Annotated in this window: 15 protein-coding genes; 6 read left to right on the top strand and 9 right to left on the bottom strand. The window is 65.3% G+C overall.

What is annotated here, in order from left to right:
- Positions 1 to 18: 18 nt before the first annotated feature.
- The 5 genes from AC1DT6_RS15125 to AC1DT6_RS15105 form a co-directional block, all read right to left on the bottom strand.
- Positions 19 to 3,213, bottom strand: coding sequence for an ATP-binding protein (locus AC1DT6_RS15125; RefSeq protein ID WP_477114758.1), 3,195 nt, complete (start codon positions 3,211 to 3,213; stop codon positions 19 to 21).
- Between the two features lie 121 nt (positions 3,214 to 3,334).
- Entirely contained in the window at positions 3,335 to 3,937 is a 603-nt protein-coding gene (locus tag AC1DT6_RS15120; protein WP_441633339.1) for a response regulator transcription factor, read from the bottom strand.
- A gap of 555 nt (positions 3,938 to 4,492) precedes the next feature.
- A complete protein-coding gene (locus tag AC1DT6_RS15115; protein WP_477114757.1) occupies positions 4,493 to 6,094 on the bottom strand; it encodes a hypothetical protein in 1,602 nt (533 codons plus the stop codon).
- Positions 6,039 to 7,319 (bottom strand): ATP-grasp domain-containing protein, encoded by a 1,281-nt coding sequence (locus AC1DT6_RS15110; RefSeq protein WP_441633335.1) that lies wholly within the window; start codon positions 7,317 to 7,319, stop codon positions 6,039 to 6,041. Before AC1DT6_RS15110 ends, AC1DT6_RS15115 begins: the two co-directional genes overlap by 56 nt.
- The gene (locus AC1DT6_RS15105; RefSeq protein ID WP_441633333.1) at positions 7,316 to 8,833 is read right to left on the bottom strand and encodes a pyridoxal phosphate-dependent decarboxylase family protein; all 1,518 of its coding nucleotides are present in this window, start codon (positions 8,831 to 8,833) and stop codon (positions 7,316 to 7,318) included. The genes AC1DT6_RS15110 and AC1DT6_RS15105 overlap by 4 nt, the downstream gene beginning before the upstream one ends.
- A 351-nt stretch (positions 8,834 to 9,184) precedes the next feature.
- On the opposite strand from AC1DT6_RS15105, the gene AC1DT6_RS15100 reads away from it, so the two are divergent.
- Positions 9,185 to 10,579, top strand: coding sequence for an MFS transporter (locus tag AC1DT6_RS15100; RefSeq protein WP_441633331.1), 1,395 nt, complete (start codon positions 9,185 to 9,187; stop codon positions 10,577 to 10,579).
- A gap of 1,299 nt (positions 10,580 to 11,878) precedes the next feature.
- Here the strand turns inward: AC1DT6_RS15100 and AC1DT6_RS15095 are convergent.
- From AC1DT6_RS15095 to AC1DT6_RS15085, 3 genes are all read right to left on the bottom strand, one after another.
- On the bottom strand, positions 11,879 to 12,853 hold the full coding sequence (locus AC1DT6_RS15095; protein WP_441633382.1) for a Bug family tripartite tricarboxylate transporter substrate binding protein: 975 nt from the start codon (positions 12,851 to 12,853) through the stop codon (positions 11,879 to 11,881).
- A 143-nt stretch (positions 12,854 to 12,996) separates the two neighbouring features.
- Positions 12,997 to 13,809, bottom strand: a complete 813-nt coding sequence (locus AC1DT6_RS15090; protein WP_441633329.1) for an SDR family oxidoreductase — start codon at positions 13,807 to 13,809, stop codon at positions 12,997 to 12,999.
- A 91-nt stretch (positions 13,810 to 13,900) separates the two neighbouring features.
- Positions 13,901 to 14,773: an IclR family transcriptional regulator gene (locus AC1DT6_RS15085; RefSeq protein ID WP_441633327.1), complete on the bottom strand. Its 873-nt coding sequence runs from the start codon at positions 14,771 to 14,773 to the stop codon at positions 13,901 to 13,903.
- A gap of 438 nt (positions 14,774 to 15,211) precedes the next feature.
- On the opposite strand from AC1DT6_RS15085, the gene AC1DT6_RS15080 reads away from it, so the two are divergent.
- From AC1DT6_RS15080 to AC1DT6_RS15060, 5 genes are all read left to right on the top strand, one after another.
- Positions 15,212 to 16,075: a branched-chain amino acid ABC transporter permease gene (locus AC1DT6_RS15080; RefSeq protein ID WP_035864592.1), complete on the top strand. Its 864-nt coding sequence runs from the start codon at positions 15,212 to 15,214 to the stop codon at positions 16,073 to 16,075.
- Between the two features lie 10 nt (positions 16,076 to 16,085).
- Entirely contained in the window at positions 16,086 to 17,141 is a 1,056-nt protein-coding gene (locus AC1DT6_RS15075) for a branched-chain amino acid ABC transporter permease (protein ID WP_477103352.1), read from the top strand.
- A complete protein-coding gene (locus AC1DT6_RS15070) occupies positions 17,134 to 17,898 on the top strand; it encodes an ABC transporter ATP-binding protein (RefSeq protein ID WP_441637552.1) in 765 nt (254 codons plus the stop codon). The genes AC1DT6_RS15075 and AC1DT6_RS15070 overlap by 8 nt, the downstream gene beginning before the upstream one ends.
- Positions 17,885 to 18,592, top strand: coding sequence for an ABC transporter ATP-binding protein (locus AC1DT6_RS15065; protein WP_441637550.1), 708 nt, complete (start codon positions 17,885 to 17,887; stop codon positions 18,590 to 18,592). Before AC1DT6_RS15070 ends, AC1DT6_RS15065 begins: the two co-directional genes overlap by 14 nt.
- A gap of 242 nt (positions 18,593 to 18,834) precedes the next feature.
- Positions 18,835 to 20,007 (top strand): ABC transporter substrate-binding protein, encoded by a 1,173-nt coding sequence (locus AC1DT6_RS15060; protein WP_441637548.1) that lies wholly within the window; start codon positions 18,835 to 18,837, stop codon positions 20,005 to 20,007.
- A gap of 106 nt (positions 20,008 to 20,113) precedes the next feature.
- Here AC1DT6_RS15060 and AC1DT6_RS15055 read toward each other — a convergent pair whose 3' ends face one another.
- The gene (locus AC1DT6_RS15055) at positions 20,114 to 23,047 is read right to left on the bottom strand and encodes a DUF6600 domain-containing protein (protein WP_477111304.1); all 2,934 of its coding nucleotides are present in this window, start codon (positions 23,045 to 23,047) and stop codon (positions 20,114 to 20,116) included.
- Positions 23,048 to 23,078 lie beyond the last annotated feature (31 nt).

Genomic DNA, 23,078 nt, shown 5'->3' with positions numbered 1-23,078 from the left:
GGCTGGCTCTGGATTTTTTTATACCGCGCCCACGGCACACGCCGAGCGCATGTTGGCGATCAGCGCCGGGAAGTCCAGGCCCAGCGTGGAGAGCGCCACGGCATCCGCCTTGCCATCCCGCAAGGCACGGTCCAGCTCCATGCATGCCCGCGCGAGCTCCGCCGCCCCAAGCATGCCGAGGATGGCCTGCATGCCATGGGCATGCAGGCATGCCCGGCCAAAATCGCCGCCCCCGATGGCCTCATGGATCCGCGTTACCACGTCCGAGCGTTCGGCGCATACGCGCCTGGCCAGATTGACATAGAGATCCTCGCGACCGAACAAGAGCTTGATCCCCGCAGCGGCGTCCAGGCCCGGTACGCCCTTCAGGGCTTTCACCACCGCTGACGCAGGGGGACTCGTCTGCGCCGCCACATCCATCCTTGTCCCCGCGCCTGCCTGACCGCGATCCGCGCCCCCTGGTTTAGCCACGGGCGGTAGCCATGCCGCAATGGTGCGGAACATCGCCTCTGCGTCGATCGGCTTTGAAATATGATCGTTCATCCCGCCCTCGATGCAGCGGATGCGGTCAGCCGACATCGCGTCGGCCGTCAGCGCCAGCACCGGCAGGGCCTGCAGCCCCAGGCCGTGGCGAATCGCGCCGGTGGTCTCTATGCCGTCCATGCCCGGCATATGGATGTCCATCAGCACGATATCGAATGCGTGCTCCTTGAGCGTCRCCAGCGCCCGCGGACCGTCGCAGGCAACATGCACGTCCATGCCCACCAGTTCGAGAAGACCGCGCGCAACCTCCTGATTGATCGGGTTGTCCTCGACCAGCAAGACCGTGCGCCCGTGCAATGCCTGCCACGCCGGCCCGGCGAGCGAGCGGCCATCCGATGGCGCCGTATCCGTATGCGAACGCCCGGAGCCCGCACCGGCCGCCCGGTCCGCTCCCGCAATCTCCAGCGATACCTCGAACGAGAAGGTACTTCCCACGCCGGCCTGGCTCCGCGCAAGGACACGCCCGCCCATGAGTTCCGCCAGCTTCTTGCAGATCGCAAGCCCTAGCCCCGTGCCTTCAAAGCGGCGGTTCATCGCGCTATCCAGTTGCTGGAACGGCGTGAACAGCTGCGGCAACTGTTCCGGCGCGATGCCTACGCCCGTGTCCTCGACCTCGAAACACAAGCCGATATGGCTGTCGCGGACGAGCGTCTCCCTGACTCGCAGGGAGACCTCGCCGCGATCCGTGAACTTCAACGCATTGCTCAGGAAATTGATCAGGATCTGCCCGACCCGCAATGGATCGCCGACAAGCCGAAGCGGAATCGCGGGGGACGTGGAAATGGACATCATGACGCCTTTCGCTTCCGCCGTTTCCCAGAACAGGCCAGTGACACGGTCCAGCAGTTCGGACAGGTAGAACTCGCGCGCGTCGACGGTGAGCATTTCCGCCTCGATCTTCGAGAAATCCAGGATATCGTTGACGATCCCCAGCAAGTGCCCGGCGGATGCGCTGATGCGCGCCAGATAGCGATCCAGCTTGTCGTCGCACTCCCTGTTCAGCGCCAGATGCGACATACCGATGATGGCATTCAGCGGCGTCCTGATCTCGTGGCTCATATTGGCCAGGAACTTCGCCTTGACCCGCGCAGCCGATTCAGCCGCCTCGCGGGCTACCGTCAGCTGCAGAGTTCGCTCCTCGACGCGAGCTTCCAGCGTGTTGGTAAGCAGTTCCAGGGCCTGCCGGGTGCGCTCCTGCTCGGTGATATCCGCGACCACGGTACCGACGCCGATGATGCCCGCATCGTCCGGCGCGCGCACCGGGAACTTGACCACGCGGAAGATACGTTCATACCCGTAACGAGGACTGGTCGTATGCACCTGGCTTTGGGAGGTTCCGCTGGCCAGTACCAGTTCGTGCATATCGCGGCTGATCTCCGCGATACGGCGATTCGGGATGATGTCCCAGTCGCAGCATCCCACGGCAGCGCCGTGCGGCACCCCGATGGCTTGCTCGTAAGCGCGATTGGCCATGATGCCCACGCCCTTGAGGTTCTTGTAGGCCAGCCCGGTCGGCACGTTCTCGCGGAATGCGCGCATGCGCTCCTCGTTCTCGCACACACTGCGGCGCGCGCGCCACTGGAACGCCGCCAGCGCGAGGATCAGCCCGATCGCAATCGCGGTAAGGCTCACGATCGCCGTCCGGACCAGGAAGTACGATTGATAGGCTTCGTCAACGTGTAGCTCGACGACCAGCCCCATGTCCTGGCTATCCAGCCATCGACCAGCCCCGATGACCTTGTGCCCGTCATAGCCGTCATAGCCATCGGCGGCCACCGCTTCCTCGCCTCTATTCGCCAGCAGCTGCGACGCAAGTTTGGTCGGAGCGTCGCCAGCGCCGCCCCGCGCCAGCGCATCGCCGGCAGGCTGCTTGCCGGGCACTCTCGCCCACAGCGGCCCGGCGACATCTTGCCGCGGACGATCCGGCGCCGCCTGGCGCTCCGAGGCGCGGGTCGGGGAGAGAATGCGCGCGGAGGAATCGATCGCGTAAGCCTCGCCCGTTTCGCCTATCCGGCCCGCCTTGAGAATCTTGAATAGTCCCACGTAGGGATCGACGCGCAGGCACAGGTAGCCGACGATCCGTCCATCCGCATTGATGCGTGCGCACGCAAGCTGATAGAACATCCCGGCCGGCTTCTCGACGCCCTGGACCATGAGCGGCAGCGTCGAGACAGTGGGCCGCGAGATGGCAAATCCAAGTTCCTGCGCCCCCCGCAACGTGCGTTTTGTCTGCTCGGTCAGATTCGAGAAGTTGACATAGTACGGGCTGCTCGCCGCGACAATGGTTTGGTCCGGCCTGATCAGGGCATAGCCGTCGAAGCCCCGGCTCCTGTAGATCGGCAGAATCCACTGATCGAATTCAGTCAGCAAATCCGCGCTGCCGGGATTGGCCAGGATACGTTTCACCAGTTTTATCAGGGCAGGGTTCTCGGCAATGGTCCCGACCCGCCCCGCCGAATCCTCTCCCATGGTCCGGTTCAGGTCCGATATCGCCTGAAGCACGCCTTTCAGGCGGCTTTCGGCGCTCCGATGAAATTGCTTTTCAAGGCCCCCGAGCACCTCGTGGCTCAAGACCAGCAGCAATACGACGGCGACCGCCGTCATGATGAAATTCAGGCGGGTTTCCCTACCGCCCGTCCCTCGCAGACTCCTGAAGTAGCGCTTCATCATGATTTCCTGCGACGGTTCGCGGCTTGTAAAACGACGGCGGCGTTCCGGCCCGGTGGCGGCAGATAACGCGACCTTGATTTCTGGTCTTCGTCACTTTTTATTGGCGTCCCGGCAGGATGGATCAATCAAGAAACAGCGTTGTCAATTCAATTGCGGATTTGACTTGCAGTTTCTCCATCAGGCGCGCCCGGTGATTTTCCACGGTACGGGCGCTGATCCCCAGTTCCGTGGCAATCGCTTTGCTGGTCTTGCCGGTCGTGACGTGCCAGGCAACGACTCGCTCCTTCGGGGTCAGGAGTGCAAGCCGCGTGCGTTTGTCGGCCGAAGCCAGCCTCTGTTCGTACATCTGGCGGCTGCGCTCCAGCGCGCCGCGCACTTTTTGTACCAGCATTGCGCCATCGACCGGCTTCTCCAGGAAATCGAGCGCGCCCGCCTTGATCGCCTTGACCACCGAAGCGACCTCGGAGTAAGCGGAGACAAAGATGGTTGGCGGAAAAACGCCCATGCCTGCCAGCGCGCCCTGCACCTGCAGGCCGCACATCCCCGGCATGCGCAGATCGCAAACCAGGCATTCAACCGGAGCCGGTCGGTACGATTCGACAAACTCGCGAGAGGAAACAAACTGCCTTATGTCTGCGCCAAGACCACGGAGCAACTCATGGTATGTCCAGAGCACAATTTCATCGTCGTCGACTAGATAGATTACGGATCGCTCAGCTGACACAGCCTACGCCTCCATTTCCTGGTGCCTGGCTACCGGATGCCGGCCGGTCCGCAAGTTCACCGCGCTGCGACCGATAGGCCGCGTGACACGCACTCCCCGTCGGCACAGTAGGCCAGCATTATTCTGAAGTGGAAATTGGGTAATCCCCGAGTCGCGGGCAAGCCGCGAAACCGAAAATTGGCTCAACCGAGTGATCATCTCGGTACGAATTCCTATTAAAAAACTCAGTCGTCTCATCCACCATGCATACCGGGAAGAAAGGTGTGCTTTTTTCGTCTCCCGGCATATTAATTACTTTAAACCTTATTAAAAAATATTATAAGAACCAACGATTAAAGCCATATACCTTTTAAGTCGCAATCGATGCCATGATGATGACGGAGGCGACGACCCACGACCTGGGCTGGCATCCTCCGCGGGCACGAGCCTGGGATCATGCCGCGGCGATGGAACCCGATGGAACCATGACCATGCCTGCCGCGCACCAGTGCATGAAGCAGCCCGGCGCTGCCGGCGCCAGCCAGGCGGAAAAACCGACAGGCTACCGCCCGGGGCTTATGAAAATGCCGCATCCAGCACTGTGGTGCCACTGAGCGAGGATGGTGGGGTGCGAACCAATGCTGCGACCGTATCCAGACAGGACATGGCCTGTCTGATAACGCCCATTTCCTGACCGGGGTCGCGCGCGGCCTGAACCACCAGCCTGGCACTCATGCACAGTCGCAAGGCGCTGACAGGGATACCCGCCCTGTGACCACAGTCGACCGGCTGACCGATGTGATAGGCCAGAGCGTCGGCGCCGCGCCCCGGCCCTTGCAGCCGATGATAGATTCCAGCCGTTTCGTCGCGGCTGAGCGCAGTCTTGCCGCCATGCGAAGCCGACCGATACAGCAGGAAGGGGTAAATGGTCTGAATATCGTCCCAGTTCGACAGGATGTTCAGCGCCGTGCGGTCCAGCGCCGGTACATCCAGGATGGAAAAAGCCGGATCGCGGCTCAGCCTTTGCCGGATGGCATTGGCGAAGCGCCGCAGAATGCCCTCGACTTGCGGGGCTGGCACCGCGCGGAACTCGCGCAACTCATGGACCGCGGCCTGCCAGCGCAGCAGCAAGCCAAAATTCGCATGCGATCCAAGGGATTGCGCGCATGGCCAGTCGCGGGGCCACTCCTCGCGAGCAGAGTAGAGGCGGAGTTCCGCAGGGATGCCCCGCTGGCGCAGCGTCTCGCCGGCCACTGCCGGCAGCAGCAGGGCGCCGGAAAACGATGGCCCTGCCACGAACTTGGAACCGGTCAGCGCAATCATGAAGCCGTTGCGCAGATACGCCTGGATGGTGCCCGGCTCGATGCGGAACTGGCAGGCGTCGACGAGAACCTGCACCGCCGATGGCCAGCGGCGGTGCAGGCGCATCACGCACGAGATGCYTGGCGCAAYGCATCCGGTCTTGGAGACATCGATCAGCACCAACAGCACATGACGTCCGTCATGCACGGCCTGGCTGACGAGCGCTTCGATTTCCACGTCGACCACGTCGGCATCCCGGAGACTGCCATCGGCGTGACGAATCGGCACATTGAGGATGTCGCTGGCGCAGGCCCGGCCAAGGGATTCGCCCGGGATGGTGATACGGCCCAGCGCGTTATACGTGCTGAAGTGCCGCCCGGTCAGCGCCGCGGGCACGCCGCTGCCGCTCTCGGCCTCGCCGGCCAGGATCACCAGGGGCCGGACCGGGACGCCACTGGCGCCGCCATCCCCCGACAATCTCGCCGCCACCTGCGCCGCAAGCAAATGCACATCGGTGCCCGACGCCGAGAAGACGAGCCCGGGGTCAAGGGCATGATCGATGCCGCACAATGCCAGCAACTCGCCGCGCAACCGCTCCAACTCGCGGCGATACAACTCGGCTGCGGGCTGGTGCGCCAGCCCGCCGGCCAGCCGGCCGCGAAGTCCGTCCGCCACGGCGAACGCCGCCGGCGAGATCCCCGAGGAAGTGGACGAGCCAAAGGCAACCAGCCCCGGTGAAGCGCATGGCTGGCAACCATACTTGTTCCGGCCAGTGACGGGGTCCAGCGCGATGCGATGATCCCCGCCGCTCACCAGCAGGTCAGCCGTCGATGGCAGCGGCATCGGGAGCGTGCGGTCGGTCGGCATGGTCGGCATGGCTGGCGTTGATCAGCATGGTCCTGAACGCAGCGAAGATCTTGTGCATCTGCGGCTGCTTGTAGGGAAAAAGATCGACCGGATCGATATCGTGCACGACCATGGCCGTGTCCGCCTCGAACACCAGCAACTCGCCATCCGGCGTCTCGGCGCAATCCAGGCCGACATAGTCAAGGCCCAGCCGCTCCTGAATCAGCGCGAGTGCATCCTTGTGACGCAGCGCGAAGGTGTGGTCGAAGTCGCGCATGATCGCCGCTTCTTCATCCCGCTTGGCCGCGCTCTCCGCCATGCCGGCATTGAGATAGTGAATCATCCAGTGCTCGGAGATGCCGACGTGGCAGACGTACGGGCGCCCTTCGATCAGTACAAGCCGGTATTTCCGGTACTGGCCGTCCGCGTTCCGGTAGTCGATGAAGTAAGAGACGTAGAACGCAGGCTCCTGGCTGTGCGCCAGGTAGCCGGCGAGTTCGGCCGCGTCGGCTATTTTCTCCAGTCCCTTGCCGGCATGCGAACCAAGGGGCCTGACGATGATCGGGAAACTGCCCTCGCCCAGCACCGACGAGATCGCTGCCTGCCCACTGGCGACACTCGCCAGTACCTGGCGATCCACGCGCCGGGTCGGCGGCATGCAGATGCCCGGAGCCGACGCCAGTATCGACGCAGCCGTGTCCCGCGACAGCAGTTGCAGGCGATCCGGCATGTTCAGCACTGGGCGCGGCCAGATGGCCGCGAGTGCGCGCAACTGCTCCAGCACGGGCTGGGTACGGTCGGATTCGCCAACTCCGATAAAGAGCACATCGTGCTCCGGCACGGCCTGCGGCAGCGGGTTTTCCGGTGTGACATACAGTGCGTCGACCGCCACGTCGGAGTTGCCCAGCAGGCATTCGATCGGGGTGTTGGCCATCAGATCGCCCGACACCATGACGGCCAGCACGCGCAGGCCAACGCCATCACCGCGCAAGGTCGGCAGATGATAAAGCTGCCGCGTCTGCAGCGCCTCGGCCTGGACAGTCATGGCGAGCGCATGATCGCCAATCAGTTGCAGGACCAGCGAGAGATCCATCAGTGCGTTCGCGTCGTCCGGATGCGACTCCAGATGCTTGATCAGTTCCGCGCCAAGCGGGCGCAGATCCTCATTCTGGTGGGCCGCCCGCAGCAGGTAGCGCAGACCGATCAGGGTATCCGGGCCCGGCGCCTGGGTCACGCGGTCATGGATTGCATTCATTGTGGCAAGTCGCTGGCTTCGGGAATGGATAACGGTGCACTCAGCGACCGGCCGAGCGCAAGGGTGGCACCGAGCAGGACATCAATGTCCTGCTCGGTGCTGCGATGATTGAAAAGGGCAACCCGGATCGCGAAGCGGCCATCGAGCACGGTCGATGACGGCGCGGCCACGCCGGATTCCTGCAGGGCGACGACGAGATCGCGGTTGACCTGTTCGATGGCGCCGTGCGCAAGCCCGGTGCCGATGAAGCGGAAGCAAACGATATTGAGGGATAGCGGCGCCAGCATTTCCAGTTCCGGCTCGGCATCGATGCGCCGCGCGAGTTCTTGCGCGAGCGCGCAGGTATGGGCGATCATGCCGCCCAGGCGCTCGGTACCGTAGACCTTGATCGTGAACCAGGTCTTCAACGCGCGAAAGCCGCGCGAGAGGTCCGGCCCGAAATCGCAAGGCCAGGGCGAACCGGCCGCCATGCCGCGCTCGCCGCGGCTGAGATAGGTGCCTTCGTGCGTCGCAAAGGTGCGCAAGTGCAATTGCCGGTCCCGGACCACAAGGAAGCCGGCGTCATAGGGGACTTGCAGCCATTTGTGGAAATCAAAGGCGATCGAGTCTGCCTGCTCGATTCCGCGCAGGCGCGGGGCCAATTGCGGGCACAGCATGGCCAGGGCGCCGAAGGCACCGTCGACATGAAAATGCAGTTGCTCCCGGCGGGCAATGCGCGCGATCGCTGCCAGGTCGTCGATGGCACCCGTATCCACGGTGCCGGCAGTGCCGACGACGAGAAATGGCGTAAAGCCGGCAGCGCGATCGACGGCAATGGCCGCCTCGAGACATGCCATATCCATGCGCCCCAGATCGTCAACGGGAATCGATCGCAGGTTGTCTTTTCCCAGGCCGGCGAGGTCCATGCCCTGCGCGATGCAGCCATGCGCCCTGGCCGAGGTATAAGCACTCAGGCGGCGCGAAGCTTGCGCCACGCCGCCCGACCGGACGCCACTGCCGAGCGCCCGGGTCCTGGCGACCAGCACGCCGGACAGATTGGCCATGGAGGAGCCGGTCAGGAACAGGCCGCTCGCATCCTGCGGGAAGCCGAACAGCTCGATCACCCAGCGCAGCACCTGCCACTCGACCTCGACCGGGATATGGTCGCGGCCACCCAGGTTGGCATTGAGCCCCGCCGCGAGCATTTCCGCCAGCATCCCGACGGGCGTTCCCCCGCCATGCACCCAGCCCATGAAGCCGGGATGCGCATTGCCGACGGCAAACGGCAGGATACTGTCCATGAAGGTCCGGTGAACCTGGTCCAGCCCGCTTCCTTGCCGGGGCAAGGGCTCGCGAAAGCGCCCGCGCACCGCGTCGGGAATCGGCTGCCAGACCGGCCGCTCGCGAATGCCCTGGAGATAATCCAGCATATCGTCGAGCATGCTGTGACCCTGCGCCCTGAGCCCGCTCCAGTCGACGGGGTCGAGACTGGCGGGGACTGGCTGCCGGCGGCCCTCGTTGGTTGGTGTTGACATGGCTATTGGCTGTCCGGAAAACGCATGCATCCCCTGCCGAGGGGCATCTCGCGACCTCGGTTCCGGGACATCGTGCAGGGGATCATAGCGTCGGGCCGCTGGCGCGTTTTGAAGAGGATGGCGGGTTTTTTGCCTTATTTCTCAGGGAAACGCTGAACATCGCCCACGCCCCGCTTCCACGCAAAGCGGCGGGCCAGGCCCTCGACCGCCGCGGGCACCAAAAAAACAACACCACCGCGCCCGCCTTAACACAATCCGATAGTTTGCGAGCGCCGCCGCACGCGACGATAATTGTGTCGTCAAGCATCTTAAGCAACGCTCCCGCCTCTCCTCACCCCCCGCCCTCCTCCCATGCAGCCACACCAAGGCCTACCCCATCCCCAACGAAACTGGGCCATCCTCACCGTGTTCTGCGGCCTCATCATGGCTGTGCTCGACGGCTCGATCGCCAATATCGCGTTGCCGTCGATCTCGCGCGAGCTAGCGTCGGACCCATCCAGCACCATCTGGGTGGTCAACGCCTACCAGCTCACCGTCACGGTGTGCCTGCTGCCGCTGTCCTCGCTGGGCGACATCCTTGGCTACAAGCGCGTGTACCGCATCGGCCTGGCGGTCTTCCTGGTGGGTTCGCTGTTGTGTGCGCTCTCGCCAAGCCTGCCGGTGCTGGTGGCTGCGCGGGTGGTGCAGGGCATCGGCGGGGCCGGCATCATGAGCGTAAATACGGCGCTGGTGCGCTTTATCTACCCGCCCACCAAACTCGGCCGTGGCATTGGCCTGAATGCGCTCGTGGTGGGTATCACCATCGCCGTGGGCCCTTCGGTGGGCGCGCTGATCCTGTCCTTCGCCAGCTGGCCGTGGCTGTTCGCCGTCAATGTGCCGGTGGCGATCTTCGCGCTGGCGCTGGCGCGCACGGCGCTGCCCGCAACGCCGCCCCAGCCGCATGGCTTCGACTATCGCAGCGCGCTGCTATCGGCCGTGGTGTTCGCCTTGTTCATCCTGGGTGTGGACGGCGCAGGCCATGCCGCCTGGCGGCCTGCCGCGGCGGCCGCGCTGGTGGTGGCTGCCACGCTGGGTTGGTGGCTGGTGCGCATGCAACGCGGCAAGCCGGCGCCGCTGGTGCCGGTGGACCTGTTCGCCAGCCGCTCATTCACGCTGGCGGTGGGTACGTCCTTCTGCTCCTTCATGGCGCAGATGCTGTCCTTTGTCGCACTGCCCTTCTACCTGGAATACCAGCTTGGCCGCTCGCTGCATGAAACCGGGCTGCTGATCACGCCGTGGCCGTTGATGGTGGCCATCATGGCGCCGCTGTCGGGGCGCTTGTCCGACCGGTATCCCGCCAGCGTTCTGGCTGGCATCGGGCTGACGTTGCTGGGCTCGGGGCTGGTGGGGCTGGCGCTGCTCGGGCCGGATGCTTCAAGCTTTGCCGTGTGCTGGCGCATGGCGATGTGCGGGCTGGGGTTCGGTTTGTTCCAGTCGCCTAACAACCGGGCCATGATCGGGGCGACGCCGCCCGCACGCAGCGGTGGCGCCAGCGGTGCGCAGGCGACTACTCGGTTGCTTGGGCAGACTACGGGGACTGCCGTGCTGGCGTTGTTGTTCAGCATCGATCAGGGTGGCGCTGCGCGGGTGGCGCTTTGTGTGGCGGCGGTTGTTGCGGGGATTGGGGCGGGGGTTAGTTTTAGTCGGTTGCGGGGGGGTACGGGGACTGCGGCGCCGGTGCGGGGGGCGGTTGATGCGGATCTTTGAGTTTTGAATTGGGACATTGCTTGAGGGGTCTTGTTTTCGGCGTTGGTTTTTGGACCCAACAGCGTTCGGGAAGAATGCCGACCCTGCCGGGGGCAGAGCCATCAGGCTCTTCAACGGCGTTGATTGCGTCGTGCGGCCCAGGTGTCGGCTGGCGTGCCTTACCGGCTCAAAGGGTAGCGTAATGCCATTGCCCGGTGGTTTCGTGGTTTTGGCTCTGGCGGCACGCGCGGTGATTGTTCGGTCCCTGCCGTTCGCAGGGAGCGGCGCCGCGTAACTTCGCAATGATGGGTTTCGTGGTGGGCACGGTGGCCCGCGCTCAATCGCCCGTGGCCTCGTTTTTCGGCGTTGGTTTTTGGACCCAACAGCGTACGACATCCCCCTGCGGGGGACGCCGGTCACTCTTCTTTGCTTCGGCAAAGAAGACTAACGAGAAGAAAGCCGACCCTGCCGGGGGCAGAGCAATCAGGCTATTGCGCGTTGGTGGTTTCGTCGTCAGGCACAAGGTCTTGGCTGGCCTGCCTTACCGACTCGAAGGGCAGCGCAATAGCATTACCCAGTGCTTTCGTGGTGCGGCCCCTGATAGTGAGCGCCCTGCCCATTCGGCCATCTGCCGTTCGCGGGGCAACGGGCCACGGCATTTCGTACCTTGCTGGTTTCGTGGTTTTGTCTCTGACGGCAAATACCCTGCCAATTGACACCCTGCCGTACCGGCGCTAGCCGTGACTGCATACGGCCGTCTTCGTTTCGTGGTGGCGCCGTGGCCCGGTCAGCGAACACGGAAGGATCTGGCGACGGTGTTGTGCGGTTCTCGACCAATCCATGAACGAGGCCGCAGGGGACTGAGCGTGGGCCACCGCGCCCACCACGAAACGCATCATTGCGAAGTTGCGCGGCGCCGCCCCCTGCGAACGGCAGGGATCGAACAATCACCGCGCGTTCCGCCAGAGACAAAACCACGAAACCAGTTGGGCTCGAAGAATCGTGGCCCGTTGCATCGCGAACGGCAGATGGCCGAATGGGCGCGGCGCCCGCCACTAGGGGCCGCACCACGAAACCCGTGTGGTACGCAGGGGAGCAGCCGTTGAAGCCGGTAGGACATGCCAGCCGAAGCCACCACCCGCACGACGCAATCAACGCAGTTGAAGAGTCTGATGGCTCTGCTCCCGGCAGGGTCGGCTTTCTTCTCGTTAGTCTTCTTTGCCGAAGCAAAGAAGAGTGACCGGCGTCCCCCCGCAGGGGGAATGTCGTACGCTGTTGGGTCCAAAAACCAACGCCGAAAACACTCCCCCCAAGAAGAACTCAATCCGCCTTAGCCCCCGAATCCCTCACCACCTTCGCCCACTTAGCAATCTCCGCCCGCTGAAAACCAGCCAATTTCTCCGGAGTCCCAAGAATAGGATCCAACCCAAGCGTCTTCAACTTGGCCTGCACATCCGGCAACTGATAAATCCGATTCAACTCGGCATTCAGCTTGGCAACCACATCCTTAGGCGTATTCGCCGGCGCGAAAATCGCAAACCACGAATCCGCGTCAAACCCCTGCAACCCCTGCTCCGCCAGCGTAGGAATATCCGGTGCCGACGGCGAGCGCTTGGCACTGGTCACCCCTAACGCCCGCACCTTGCCTTCCTTGATCACCGGCAGCGCCGAAGGCAGGTTGTCGAACATCATGGAGATATGGCCGCCGAGCAGATCAGGAATCGCCATGGCACGGCCTTTATAGGGAACATGGGTGAGCTTCACCCCGGCCAGCGAGTTGAACATTTCGCCCGCCACGTGCGGCGAGGTGCCGACACCCGGCGTGCCGAAGGTGAGGCTGCCCGGCTTGGCCTTCGCCAGCGCGATCAGCTCGGCCACGTTCTTGGCCGGCACGGAGGGGTTGACCACCAGCACGTTCGGCGTCGACGCGACCAGGATCACCGGCGCGAAATCCTTGACCATGTCATATGGCATCTTGCTGTAGAGCGCACCGTTGATGGAGTGCGTGCCCACGGTGCCGAGCGCCAGCGTGTAGCCATCGGGCGCGGCATGCGCCACGGCTTCGGCGCCGATGTTGCCGCCGGCGCCGGGCTTGTTGTCCACCACCACCGGTTGCCCCCAGGATGGGGAAATCTTCTCCGAGAAGATGCGCGCCAGGATGTCGGGCGCGCCGCCGCTAGGGAAACCCACCACCATCCGGATCGGCTTGGAGGGATAGGTGTCGGCCTGGGCCGATGGCACGGCGAATGCGGCGCAGGTGGCCAGCACGGCCGCTGCGAAAGAGGTGATGCGCATGGTATGTCTCCCGATGACTTGATTTGTTTTTTTGGTACCAGAGATTGTCCCGCAAGCCGCCGCCGGACGGGCGCGACAACTCGTGCCTGTCCGGCGGCGGCGTTGGCTCAGCATGATGCTATGGCGCGGATTTCACGCCACACTCACACCACCGTGCCACCGAACTCCGCCATCACTTTATCGTGCAGGCGGCGCATTCCCTTTAGCCACCGATCGTAATCCTGTCCCTTGCGCTGGTAGTACTCGAGCACTTCCGGATGCGGCAAGATGAGGAAGCGTTCGTCCTTCACCCCTTCCAGCGTGACCTGCGCCACATGCTCGGGCGTGACCGAGCCCGCCTGCAGGAAGCCCTTGCGATCGCCGTCCTCGCCGAACAGCATGCGCGTCTGCACGCCCTGCGGGCAGATGCAGCTGACCTTGATGCCGCGATCGCCATAAGTGATCGACAGCCATTCGGCAAAGCCGATGGCAGCGTGCTTGGTCACGGCATACGGCGCCGAGCCGATCTGCGACAGCAGCCCGGCGGCCGATACGGTGTTGACGAAATAGCCATCGCCACGCGCCAGCATCTGCGGCAGCACCGCGCGCGCGGCGTGGATGTGGGCCATCACGTTGATCTCCCAGATGCGCTGCCACTCCTCGGCGCTGGCCTCGAGACCCTTGCGCAGGATGATGCCGGCGTTGGAGCAGAACACGTCGATCTGGCCGAAGCGCTGCGTGGCTTCGTCGGCCAGCGCCTGCACCGCGGCAGCATCGGCCACGTCGACCTGTTGCGCGAACACCTGGCAATCAGGGCTGGCCTTGGCCAGCTCGGCGGCCACCTCTTGCGCGCCCTTCGCATCCAGGTCGGCCACGGCCACGCCACGCGCGCCGCCGGCGGCAAAGGCCAGTGCCAGCGCGCGTCCGATACCGGTCGCCGCGCCGGTCACCACCACGGTCTTGTTGCGAATCTCCATCTTTGTCTCCTTTGTTTGCTATGTCTGCATTGCCAGCTAGATGTGCGGCCCTTGGGCCGCGAGAATGCGATACGCGACGGTGGTGGCGATGCTATCCGCGCCCCTGCCACAAGCGAGCCTGCAGCGCATCCGCCAGTTCGCGGATGCGCGGGCCCAGGTTGCCGTCGAGGATTTCCGGCGTGAGCCGGGTAGCCGCGCCGCCGATATTGATGGCCAGCACTTCCGCGCCGTCTTCGAGCACCACCGGCGCCGCCGCGCCGCTCACGGTGCGGTCCCACTCGGCATGCGCCAGACAGAAACCACGCCTGGCGTAATCTCGCAGCGCGCGCTCAAGCTTGATGCGGATGGCTGGCCAGCGCGCTCCATAGTGGCGCTCCAGGTCAGCCATCACGGCGGCGCGCCGCGCCGGCTCAAGCCCGGCGAGCCAGGCCCGCCCGATGGCGGAAGTGGCGGTGGGCAAGCGCGAGCCCGGCGCCAGCCGCATGACCAGCGCGCCGCGCGGCTGGCATACCTCGAGGTAGACCATCTCGTGGCGGTCCGATGTCGCCAGCGCGACCGTGCAATCGGTGGCAAACGCAAGCGACTGCATCAGCGGCTGCGCGATCTCGCGGATGCCCGAGCCGGCCAGGTAGCGCTGCCCGAGCACCATCGCGCCCTGGCCGAGCCGGTACTTCTCCAGCGAGGCGGAATAGATCAGGTAGCCCAGGCTGGTGAGCGTGTAGGTCAGGCGCGAAACGGTGGGACGTGGAATGCCGGCGCGGCGTGCCAGTTCGGCATTGCCCAGGTAATCGTCGTGCGGGCCGAAGGCGCGCAGCAGGTCAAGCCCGCGCGCCAGCGCGGTGACGAAATTGCGGTCGTCTCGGTCGGTGTCCTGCGCCGCCGCACGGGGCGGCGCATCGACGGCGGCGACGGCAGCAAGCGGCGCGTCGGCGGGCAAATGCGGAATCGACGAGGTGCGTTTCATACGTGGCGAGGACGCTGGGCAACGGCTGGTGAAGAACGTGCCTGTGGCCGCCATGAAAGGCTGTGGACAGAGGCGCGCCGGCTATTTCGCTGTGCGGAAGACAATTCCGTATTTCTTGACTGTGCCTCAGGCCGTATGCAACAGTCAATGAAAACGAACGATCGTGCTGGAACGTGACTACAGCGACATGCGTGGCACGCTTCACGGTACACGACGACACCGGCACCCGGGGCCTGCCTGAGCAGGCCATTCCGCATCGCACAGGAGACAACGCATGCAGCACGCCTTTCAACAAGCCGCACCGCCTCGCGGCTGATTCCCGCCCCAGCTTGATCAAGCGGCCCCGGCTTTAGCGCGCGGCGCCGCCACTTCCACGCAGCCCGCGCCGCGGCTTGCGTGCCTTCGTTCGTGTTTGCAAAAGTCGCATGAGGTAAGCCCGTGACATTGTTTCTTCAACAAGTCCTGAACGGCCTGACGCTGGGCGGCGTGTACAGCCTGGTGGCGCTGGGCCTGACGCTGGTCTACGGCATCCTGCACGTGCCCAATTTCGCGCATGGCGCCTTCTACATGGCAGGCGCCTACGTCTCGTACTACATGATGACGTCGCTTGGCGTGAACTACTGGCTGGCGATGGGCGCTGCCGCCATCGCGGTGGCGGCGCTGTCGATGCTGGCCGACCGGCTGGTGTTCCATCCGCTGCGCAACGCGCCCGAGCTGCACGACATGATCGCCGCCATCGGCATCATGCTGTTCCTGGAGGCCGGCGCGCAGGCACTGTGGGGCGCGGACTTCCATCGCATGCCCACGCCCTACGGCCAGATGGTGGAGGTGCTGGGCCTGACCGCGCCGGCGCAACGGCTGCTGATCATCGCCGCGGCATTCGGGCTGATGGTGCTGCTGCACCTGTTCCTGACGCGTACCGTGACCGGCTCCACCATCGTGGCGATGGCGCAGAACCGCGAAGGCGCGGCGCTGGTCGGCATCGACGCCACCCGCGTCACGCTGCTGGTGTTCGCCATCTCCGGCGCGCTCGCCGCGATTGCCGCCACGCTGTACGCGCCAATCAACCTGGTCTATCCGAGCATGGGCAACCTGGTCATCACCAAGGCCTTCGTCATCATCATCCTCGGCGGCATGGGCAGCATTCCCGGCGCCATCGTCGGCGGGCTGATCATCGGCATGGCCGAGAGCTTCGGCGGCTTCTATGTCTCGACCGACTACAAGGACATCATCGCCTTCGTGCTGCTGGTGGCCATCCTGTCGATCCGGCCCCAAGGCCTGTTTGCAAGCAAGGCCGCATAAGGAGCGCACCATGAGCAAAGCATTGCAAGGCAAGACCGGCTGGGCGCTATTGCTGGCGCTGGCCATCGTGTTCCCGCTGGTTACGCCCAACAGTTACTACCTGACGGTGATGACGCTGGCCTTCATCTACGCCATCGCCACGCTGGGGCTGAACCTGATCACGGGCTATACCGGCCAGCTCAACCTGGCGCACGGCGGCTTCATGGCGATCGGCGCCTATACGCTGGGCATTCTCACCGTGGACCACCAGGTGCCGTTCTGGGGCGCGTTCGTGCTGTCCGGCGTGGTGTGCATGGCGGTGGGCTACCTGGTCGGCGTGGTGTCGCTGCGCCTGAAGGGGCATTACTTCTCGATCTTCACGCTGTGCATCGGCTACATCATCTACCTGCTGATCGAAAAATGGGAAAGCCTCACGCATGGCACCGTTGGCCTGATCGGCATCCCGGTGCCGGCGTCGGTGGGGCCGCTGGTATTCGACAACGTGCAGGCGCAGTACTACCTGGTGCTGTTCTTCCTGGTGGCGGGCACTTTCCTGATGCACCGCATCGTGACCTCGCTGCTGGGCCGCAGCTTCATGGCGGTGCGCAACAGCGACGCGCTGGCCGAGGCGCTCGGCATCAACCTGATGCGCACCAAGGTGCTTTCCTTCGTGCTGTCGGTGGGCTATGCCGGCTTTGCCGGCGCGCTGTACGCGGGCCAGGTGCGCTTTCTCGGACCCGATATCGCGCGCACCGACCTCACCTTCGACATGGTAATGGCGATGCTGGTGGGCGGCACCGGCACGCTGCTGGGGCCGCTGCTGGGCGCGGTGCTGGTACCGTGGGTCACGCAGACGCTGCAGTTCCTGCAGGACTACCGCATGCTGGTGTTCGGGCCGGTGCTGATCCTGCTGATCATCTTCGTGCCGGACGGCATCGTGGGCTCGTGGGCGAAACGCCAGGCGCGCCGCGCCGCCGCCGCGCGGCGCGGCGGCAAGAGCCGCGCGCAACCAGCCGGCGCGCCCGTCGTCGCCAACCCGAATGCCAACGCCGCAAATGCCGCCAACGCAGGGGCCGACCATGCTTGAGATTCGCAACCTGACCAGGAAATTCGGCGGACTGACCGCCGTGCACGATGTTTCGATCACCTTCGAGACCGGCCATATCAACGCCATCATCGGCCCCAACGGCGCCGGCAAGACCACCTTCTTCAACCTGATCGCCGGCACCCACGCGCCCAGCTCCGGGCAAATCCTGCTCAAGGGGCAGGACGTGGCGGGCCTGCGCGCCGACCAGATCGCCCGGCTCGGCGTGGCGCGCACCTTCCAGGCCACGCACCTGTTCGACCGCGCCACCGTGCTGGACAACCTGATCGTGGGCCACCGGCTGCGCACGCACTCGGGCCTTGCCGACGTGATCTTCAACACGCGCCGGCTGCGCGAGGAAGAACGCCTGTGCCGCGCCAAGGCCGAGGAGGCACTGGACTTCGTCGGCCTCACGCACCTCGCGCATGAAGTGGCCGCGGACATCACGCAGGAGGAACGCAAGCGCGTGGCCTTTGCGCTGGCGCTGGCCACCGATGCCGAACTGCTGCTGCTCGACGAGCCCGCCGGCGGCGTCAATCCGGAGGAGACCGTAGGCCTGGCCGAGCTGATCCGAAAGATGGTCCGCCACGGCAAGACGGTCTGCCTGATCGAACACAAGATGGACATGATCATGCGGCTGGCCGACAAGATCATGGTGCTCAATTACGGCGAGAAAGTCGCCGAAGGCACGCCGGCGCAGATCCAGCGCGATCCGCAGGTCATCGAAGCCTACCTGGGAGCCGACCATGTTGCAGCTTGAACGCGTTTCGCTTTCCTACGGCAGTTTCCGCGCCCTGGACAACATCACGCTGAACGCCAGTGCCGGCGAGCTGGTGGTGCTGCTGGGCGCCAACGGCGCCGGCAAAAGCTCGATCTTCCTGGCGCTCAGCGGCATTCAGCGCACCCATGGCGGCAGCATGCGCTTCGACGGCCGCGAACTTGCCGGCATGAAGCCCTCGCAGATCGTGCAGGCCGGGCTGGTGCATTGCCCGGAAGGCCGCAAGCTGTTTCCCGCCATGAGCGTGCAGAAGAACCTGACACTGGGCGCCTACGTGCACCGGCGCGACCCGGCAGGCATCAAACGCTCGCTGGAAGAAGTGTTCGAGATGTTCCCCATCCTGCGGCAGAAAAAGGACGACCCGGCCGGCTCCCTCTCAGGCGGCCAGCAGCAGATGGTGGCGCTCGGCCGCGCGCTGATGGGCCGGCCGCGCACGCTGCTGCTCGATGAGCCCTCGCTCGGCCTTGCGCCGCTGGTGGTCAAGCAGATGTTCGAGGTGATCCAGCGCATCAACCGCGCCGGCACCACGGTGCTGCTGGCCGAACAGAACGCCTACGCCGCGCTGGGCATCGCCCACCGCGCCTACGTGATCGAAAGCGGCCGCATTGTGATGGAAGGCGACCGCGACACGCTGCTAAAGGATGAAGGAATCCGGAAGGCGTACATCGGCGGATAGCGCCTGCCGGCTTTCGTGGCCCAACCGGGCCACCCCCCAAGCGATGCGAAGCGAGCCGTCAAGGTGTACCAGGCCGTATGGGGCGCCTTCTTTGCCTACTTTCTTGGCAAGACAAGAAAGTAGGTCGCCCCCCCGCAGGGGGGTGAAACCGCCTTTGACTTTAAGCCTTTGAAGTTGAATTTGAAGTCAAGCCGTTCCACGTTCCAGTCAGACCCAATACAAACACATCAGGAGACAGCCAAATGCAGACCAAAATGATCCGCCGCTTCTTCCCCCTCGCCGCCACCGCCGTGGCCACCCTGATGGCATCCGGCACCACCTTCGCCCAGGAAGTCGTCAAACTCGGCTACACCGGCCCACTGTCCGGCGGCGCCGCCCTGTACGGCAAGAACGTCCTGTCCGGCATCCAGATGGCAGTAGACGAAATCAACGCCTCGGGCCTGGAAGTCAAGGGCAAGAAGGTCAAGCTGGAAGTCGTCTCGCTGGACGACAAATACGCCCCCGCCGAAGCCGCCATCAACGCGCGCCGCCTGGTGCAGCAATACAAGACGCCCGCCGTGTTCGTGCCGCACTCCGGCGGCATCTTCGCCCTGCAAGCCTTCAACGAGCAGGAGAAATTCCTGGTGATGGCCTACTCCAGCGTGCCGCGCATCACCGACGCCGGCAACAAGCTGACCATCCGCATCCCGCCGGCATACACCGGCTATATCGACCCCTTCATCAAGGCGCAGATGAAGCGCTACGGCAAGAACGTGGCGCTGGCGCCGGCCGACCACGACTACGCCAAGGCCTGGGTGCAAGCCTTCGTGCCGGCATGGGAAGGCGCCGGCGGCAAGGTGGTGGCCAACAACCCGATGTCCTATACCAAGGCCACCGACTTCTACAGCGGCGTGTCGCGCGTGCTGGCCGACAAACCCGATGTGATGTTTGTCGGCGGCCCGTCCGAGCCGACCGCGCTGGTGGTCAAGCAGGCGCGCGAACTGGGCTTCAAGGGTGGCTTTATCGTGATGGACCAGGCCAAGCTCGACGAGATGGCCAAAGTCACCAACGGCCTGGCCATGCTGGAAGGATCGATCGGCGTGATGCCGCTGGCCAACGACGCCCGCCCGGCGGCGCAGACCTACAACAGCAAATACAAGAAACTGCACGACGGCCGCGACGCCACTACCGAGATGTCGCTCAACTACACCATGGTGTACGCGCTGGCGGGCGCCATGAAGCTGGCGGGCACCACCTCCGACGCAGCCGCGATCCGGGCCAGGATGCCGGAGGCGGTGAAGACGCTGGCCAAGGATGCCAACCCCAACGAGATCGAAAGCCTCGACGCCAAGGGCGGCACCGTCGCCGACACCGTGGTGGGCTGGGTGCAGGGCGGCAAGATTGCCCCGGTGCGCCTGTCGGAACTGGCGAAGTAAGCGCGCGAAGCAAAGGAGAGAACCGGCGCTCGGGCCAGGCGCCGGCAGCGAGCCCGCCGCGGCGTACCGTGGCGGGCTTGTCTTTTTGCGCTACCGGATGCGGGCCTCAGGCCCGGTACTGCGGCAGGTTGCCGGCTCCCCCTTGTGCATCAGGCTGCTGCATCGCCACTTGCCGCACTGGCTGCGGCTGCGCCGCCGCATGCTGCTGCTGACGCTGTAGCTCCTGCTGCCGCCGCTGCTGTTCCTGCTGCTGGCGCTGATGCTCCTGCTGCTGGCGCTGCATCTCCTGCTGCTGGCGCTGCTGGTCTTGCTGCTGCCGCTGCATGACTTGCTGTTGTTGCTGCTGTTGTTGCTGTTGTATTGCCTGCTGCTGGCGTTGTTGTTCCTGTTGCTGCCGCTGCTGCTCCTGCATCTGCCGCTCCTGCTGCTGGCGCTGCATGGCCTGCTGCTGCATTGCCTGCTGCTGGCGCTGCTGTTCCTGCACCTGCCGTTGCTGCTGCTGTTGCATCGCCTGCTGGGCACGCTGCTGGTCGGCCAATTGCCGTTCCTGCTGCTGGCGCTGCATTTCCTGCTGCTGCATCGCTTGCTGGGCGCGCTGCTGCTCGCCGACCTGCCGTTGCTGCTGCTGGCGCTGCATCTCCTGCTGCTGTTGCATTGCCTGCTGGGCGCGCTGCTGCTCACCGATCTGCCGTTGCTGCTGCTGGCGCTGCATCTCCTGCTGCTGTTGCATCGCCTGCTGGGCACGCTGCTGCTCACCCATCTGCCGCTCTTGCTGCTGGCGCTGCATCTCCTGCTGCTGTTGCATCGCCTGCTGCGCCCGCTGCTGGTCTCCCATCTGCCGTTCCTGCTGCTGGCGCTGCCTCTCCTGTTGCTGTTGCACCGCTTGCTGCCCTCGCTGCTGGTCCCCTATCTGCCGTTGCTGCTGCTGGCGCTGCATCTCCTGCTGCTGTTGCATCGCCTGCTGCGCCCGCTGCTGGTCTCCCATCTGCCGCTCTTGCTGCTGGCGCTGCATTTCCTGTTGCTGTTGCACCGCTTGCTGCCCTCGCTGCTGGTCCCCTATCTGCCGTTGCTGCTGCTGGCGCTGCATCTCCTGCTGCTGTTGCATCGCCTGCTGCGCCCGTTGCTGGTCTCCCATCTGCCGCTCTTGCTGCTGGCGGCCCAGCCCCTGCGGATCGGTCTGCAGGGTACGGCCATTCTGCTGCGCGGCGGCCCGTTGCTCGGCCTGGCGTTGCTGGAACTGCTGGGCCTGCTGAAGTTGCGAACCTGGCTGGCCCCCTTGCGGCGGCAAGCCGCGCGCCTGGTCCGGACGCGTGGTCCAGCCGCGCACGCGCGGATCGCCGCCCTGCACGGGTGGCTGGCCGCCATGCTCGGTCCCGATCAGGCCCTGCGGCGCGGGCGGGCGGGCGCCACCGTCGGCGCGTTGTGGGCCGAAGGCCGGCATGCCAGGATTCCCGCCGCCGGGAGCGCCCGGCGTTCCGGGCATCTGGCCTGCCCCGTTGCGGCCATGGTAGCCAGGCGCAGCCTGGCTCAACCTGACGGGCGCGGAAGCCGCCGGGTTCCCGCCTGGCGCATTGCCGGCGCCACGCCATGCCGGCCCGGCGCCGGGCACGGTGCCGCCGGCGCGGGCAAAGCGCTGGGCCAGCTCATCGCTGGCCGGGCGGCCCGGCACGCGGGCCGCGATGGCCGGGCGCCCGAAGCTTTGCGCGGCTTCCGGCGGCGCCGGGCGCGCGGGGGCCGCGCCATGCAGGCTGCCCTTGACGGGCGCCAGCGGCGGCGTGCCGTTGGCCTCGCCCTGGGGCAGGTTGCGCCATGCCACGCCGCGCGCGCCGGGCGGCACGCGCTGGCCCTGTACAAAAGCGCGCGACGGCATGTCTGTAATCGCCCCCGGCACATTCCGGTTGATGAAGGCATTCCCGCCATGGCGATTGAACGCCTCGTTGTTGCCAGCGAAGCGGTTGATGCGGCTGAGATACGCCGGGCTGGCGCCATAGACCGGGCGATAAGCCTCGTGCGGTCCCAGCGGGTACCACGCTACGCCCGGGCCACGTCCGTGCCCGTGGCCCTCGCCGATAAAGCCCACCACCGCTGGGGCGTAGACCGGCCGTACCGACCGCGGGCCCGGCATCCAGCCCCAACGGTTGCCGATGCGGGCCCAGCGGCCGTAGTGGGACGGGGCGAAGCCCCAAGGCGCATCGTCGCACCAGCTCCACCCCCACGGTGCCACCCAGGCCCAGTAGCCCGTGCTGTAAGGTGCCCAGCCCGCCGCCACCACGCGGGGGAACCAGACCGCGCCATAGCCGGGGTCTTCCTGCCAGTCGCCATAGTCGTCCAGCGCGGCATAGCCAGTCATTTCAGGCGCGACGTAACGAGCCGACGGCGAACTGTCCTCGCGCGCATCGCGCGCCATGGTCCAGCGGTCGAAGCCGTCCAGGGGAGGATTGGTGGCGCTGCCAGCCTCGGCCAGGTCGGTGCCGGCAAAGCGGATCTGCTCGCCGCGCCGCATTTGCCGCGAGCGGTTGTCGCCGTACACCACGGCGGAGCCGTGGTGCATGGTGACCACCGTGTTGCTGCCGTCAGGCGCCACGTCGAGGCGGTAATCGCCGGGCTCGGCCGGCACGAAAGCCACGTTGGGCGTGTCGATCTCGACCGGCTGGTCGGGCGGCAGCGCGCGTACGCGCAATTGCAGCGTGCCCTGGGTCAGCTTGACCTGCGTGGCGCTGTCGTCGAGGTTGAGCACGGTCACGGCGGTGCCGCTGCCCAGCCGGATCGCCGTGGAACCGGCGTGCAATTCGGCCTGGCCGCCGTTATCGACCCAAAGGCGGTCGCCGGTGGTAATGGGCCGGTTCAGGCCTGCCTGCGCCCAGTCGTCGGAACCCGCCGGGGCAAAGCTCAGGTTGCCAGCGGCATCAGTGATGGTGGCGATGCGCTCGGAAGGATCGGCGGACTGCGCCAGCGCCGGCAGTTGCCAAGTGATGAAAACGAGACTGGCGGCCAGGAGCAGGGCGCGCGTGCGGGCGCCAGGCCTGCGGTCGGAAAACATGGGATACCTCTTGGTAAGAATGGGCGCGCGG

This window comes from Cupriavidus sp. 01L45 (genome assembly GCF_056399885.1).
The sequence above is the reverse complement of the archived record's forward strand: the minus strand, read 5'-3'. Positions and strand labels throughout refer to the sequence as shown.

Coding starts and splice junctions, on each gene's coding strand:
- AC1DT6_RS15110 (WP_441633335.1), bottom strand. CDS start 7,319: ATGAATGCAATCCATGACCGCGTGACCCAGGCGCCGGGCCCGGATACC.
- AC1DT6_RS15095 (WP_441633382.1), bottom strand. CDS start 12,853: ATGCGCATCACCTCTTTCGCAGCGGCCGTGCTGGCCACCTGCGCCGCA.
- AC1DT6_RS15085 (WP_441633327.1), bottom strand. CDS start 14,773: ATGAAACGCACCTCGTCGATTCCGCATTTGCCCGCCGACGCGCCGCTT.
- AC1DT6_RS15070 (WP_441637552.1), top strand. CDS start 17,134: ATGCTTGAGATTCGCAACCTGACCAGGAAATTCGGCGGACTGACCGCC.
- AC1DT6_RS15090 (WP_441633329.1), bottom strand. CDS start 13,809: ATGGAGATTCGCAACAAGACCGTGGTGGTGACCGGCGCGGCGACCGGT.
- AC1DT6_RS15075 (WP_477103352.1), top strand. CDS start 16,086: ATGAGCAAAGCATTGCAAGGCAAGACCGGCTGGGCGCTATTGCTGGCG.
- AC1DT6_RS15060 (WP_441637548.1), top strand. CDS start 18,835: ATGCAGACCAAAATGATCCGCCGCTTCTTCCCCCTCGCCGCCACCGCC.
- AC1DT6_RS15100 (WP_441633331.1), top strand. CDS start 9,185: ATGCAGCCACACCAAGGCCTACCCCATCCCCAACGAAACTGGGCCATC.
- AC1DT6_RS15055 (WP_477111304.1), bottom strand. CDS start 23,047: ATGTTTTCCGACCGCAGGCCTGGCGCCCGCACGCGCGCCCTGCTCCTG.
- AC1DT6_RS15105 (WP_441633333.1), bottom strand. CDS start 8,833: ATGTCAACACCAACCAACGAGGGCCGCCGGCAGCCAGTCCCCGCCAGT.
- AC1DT6_RS15065 (WP_441637550.1), top strand. CDS start 17,885: ATGTTGCAGCTTGAACGCGTTTCGCTTTCCTACGGCAGTTTCCGCGCC.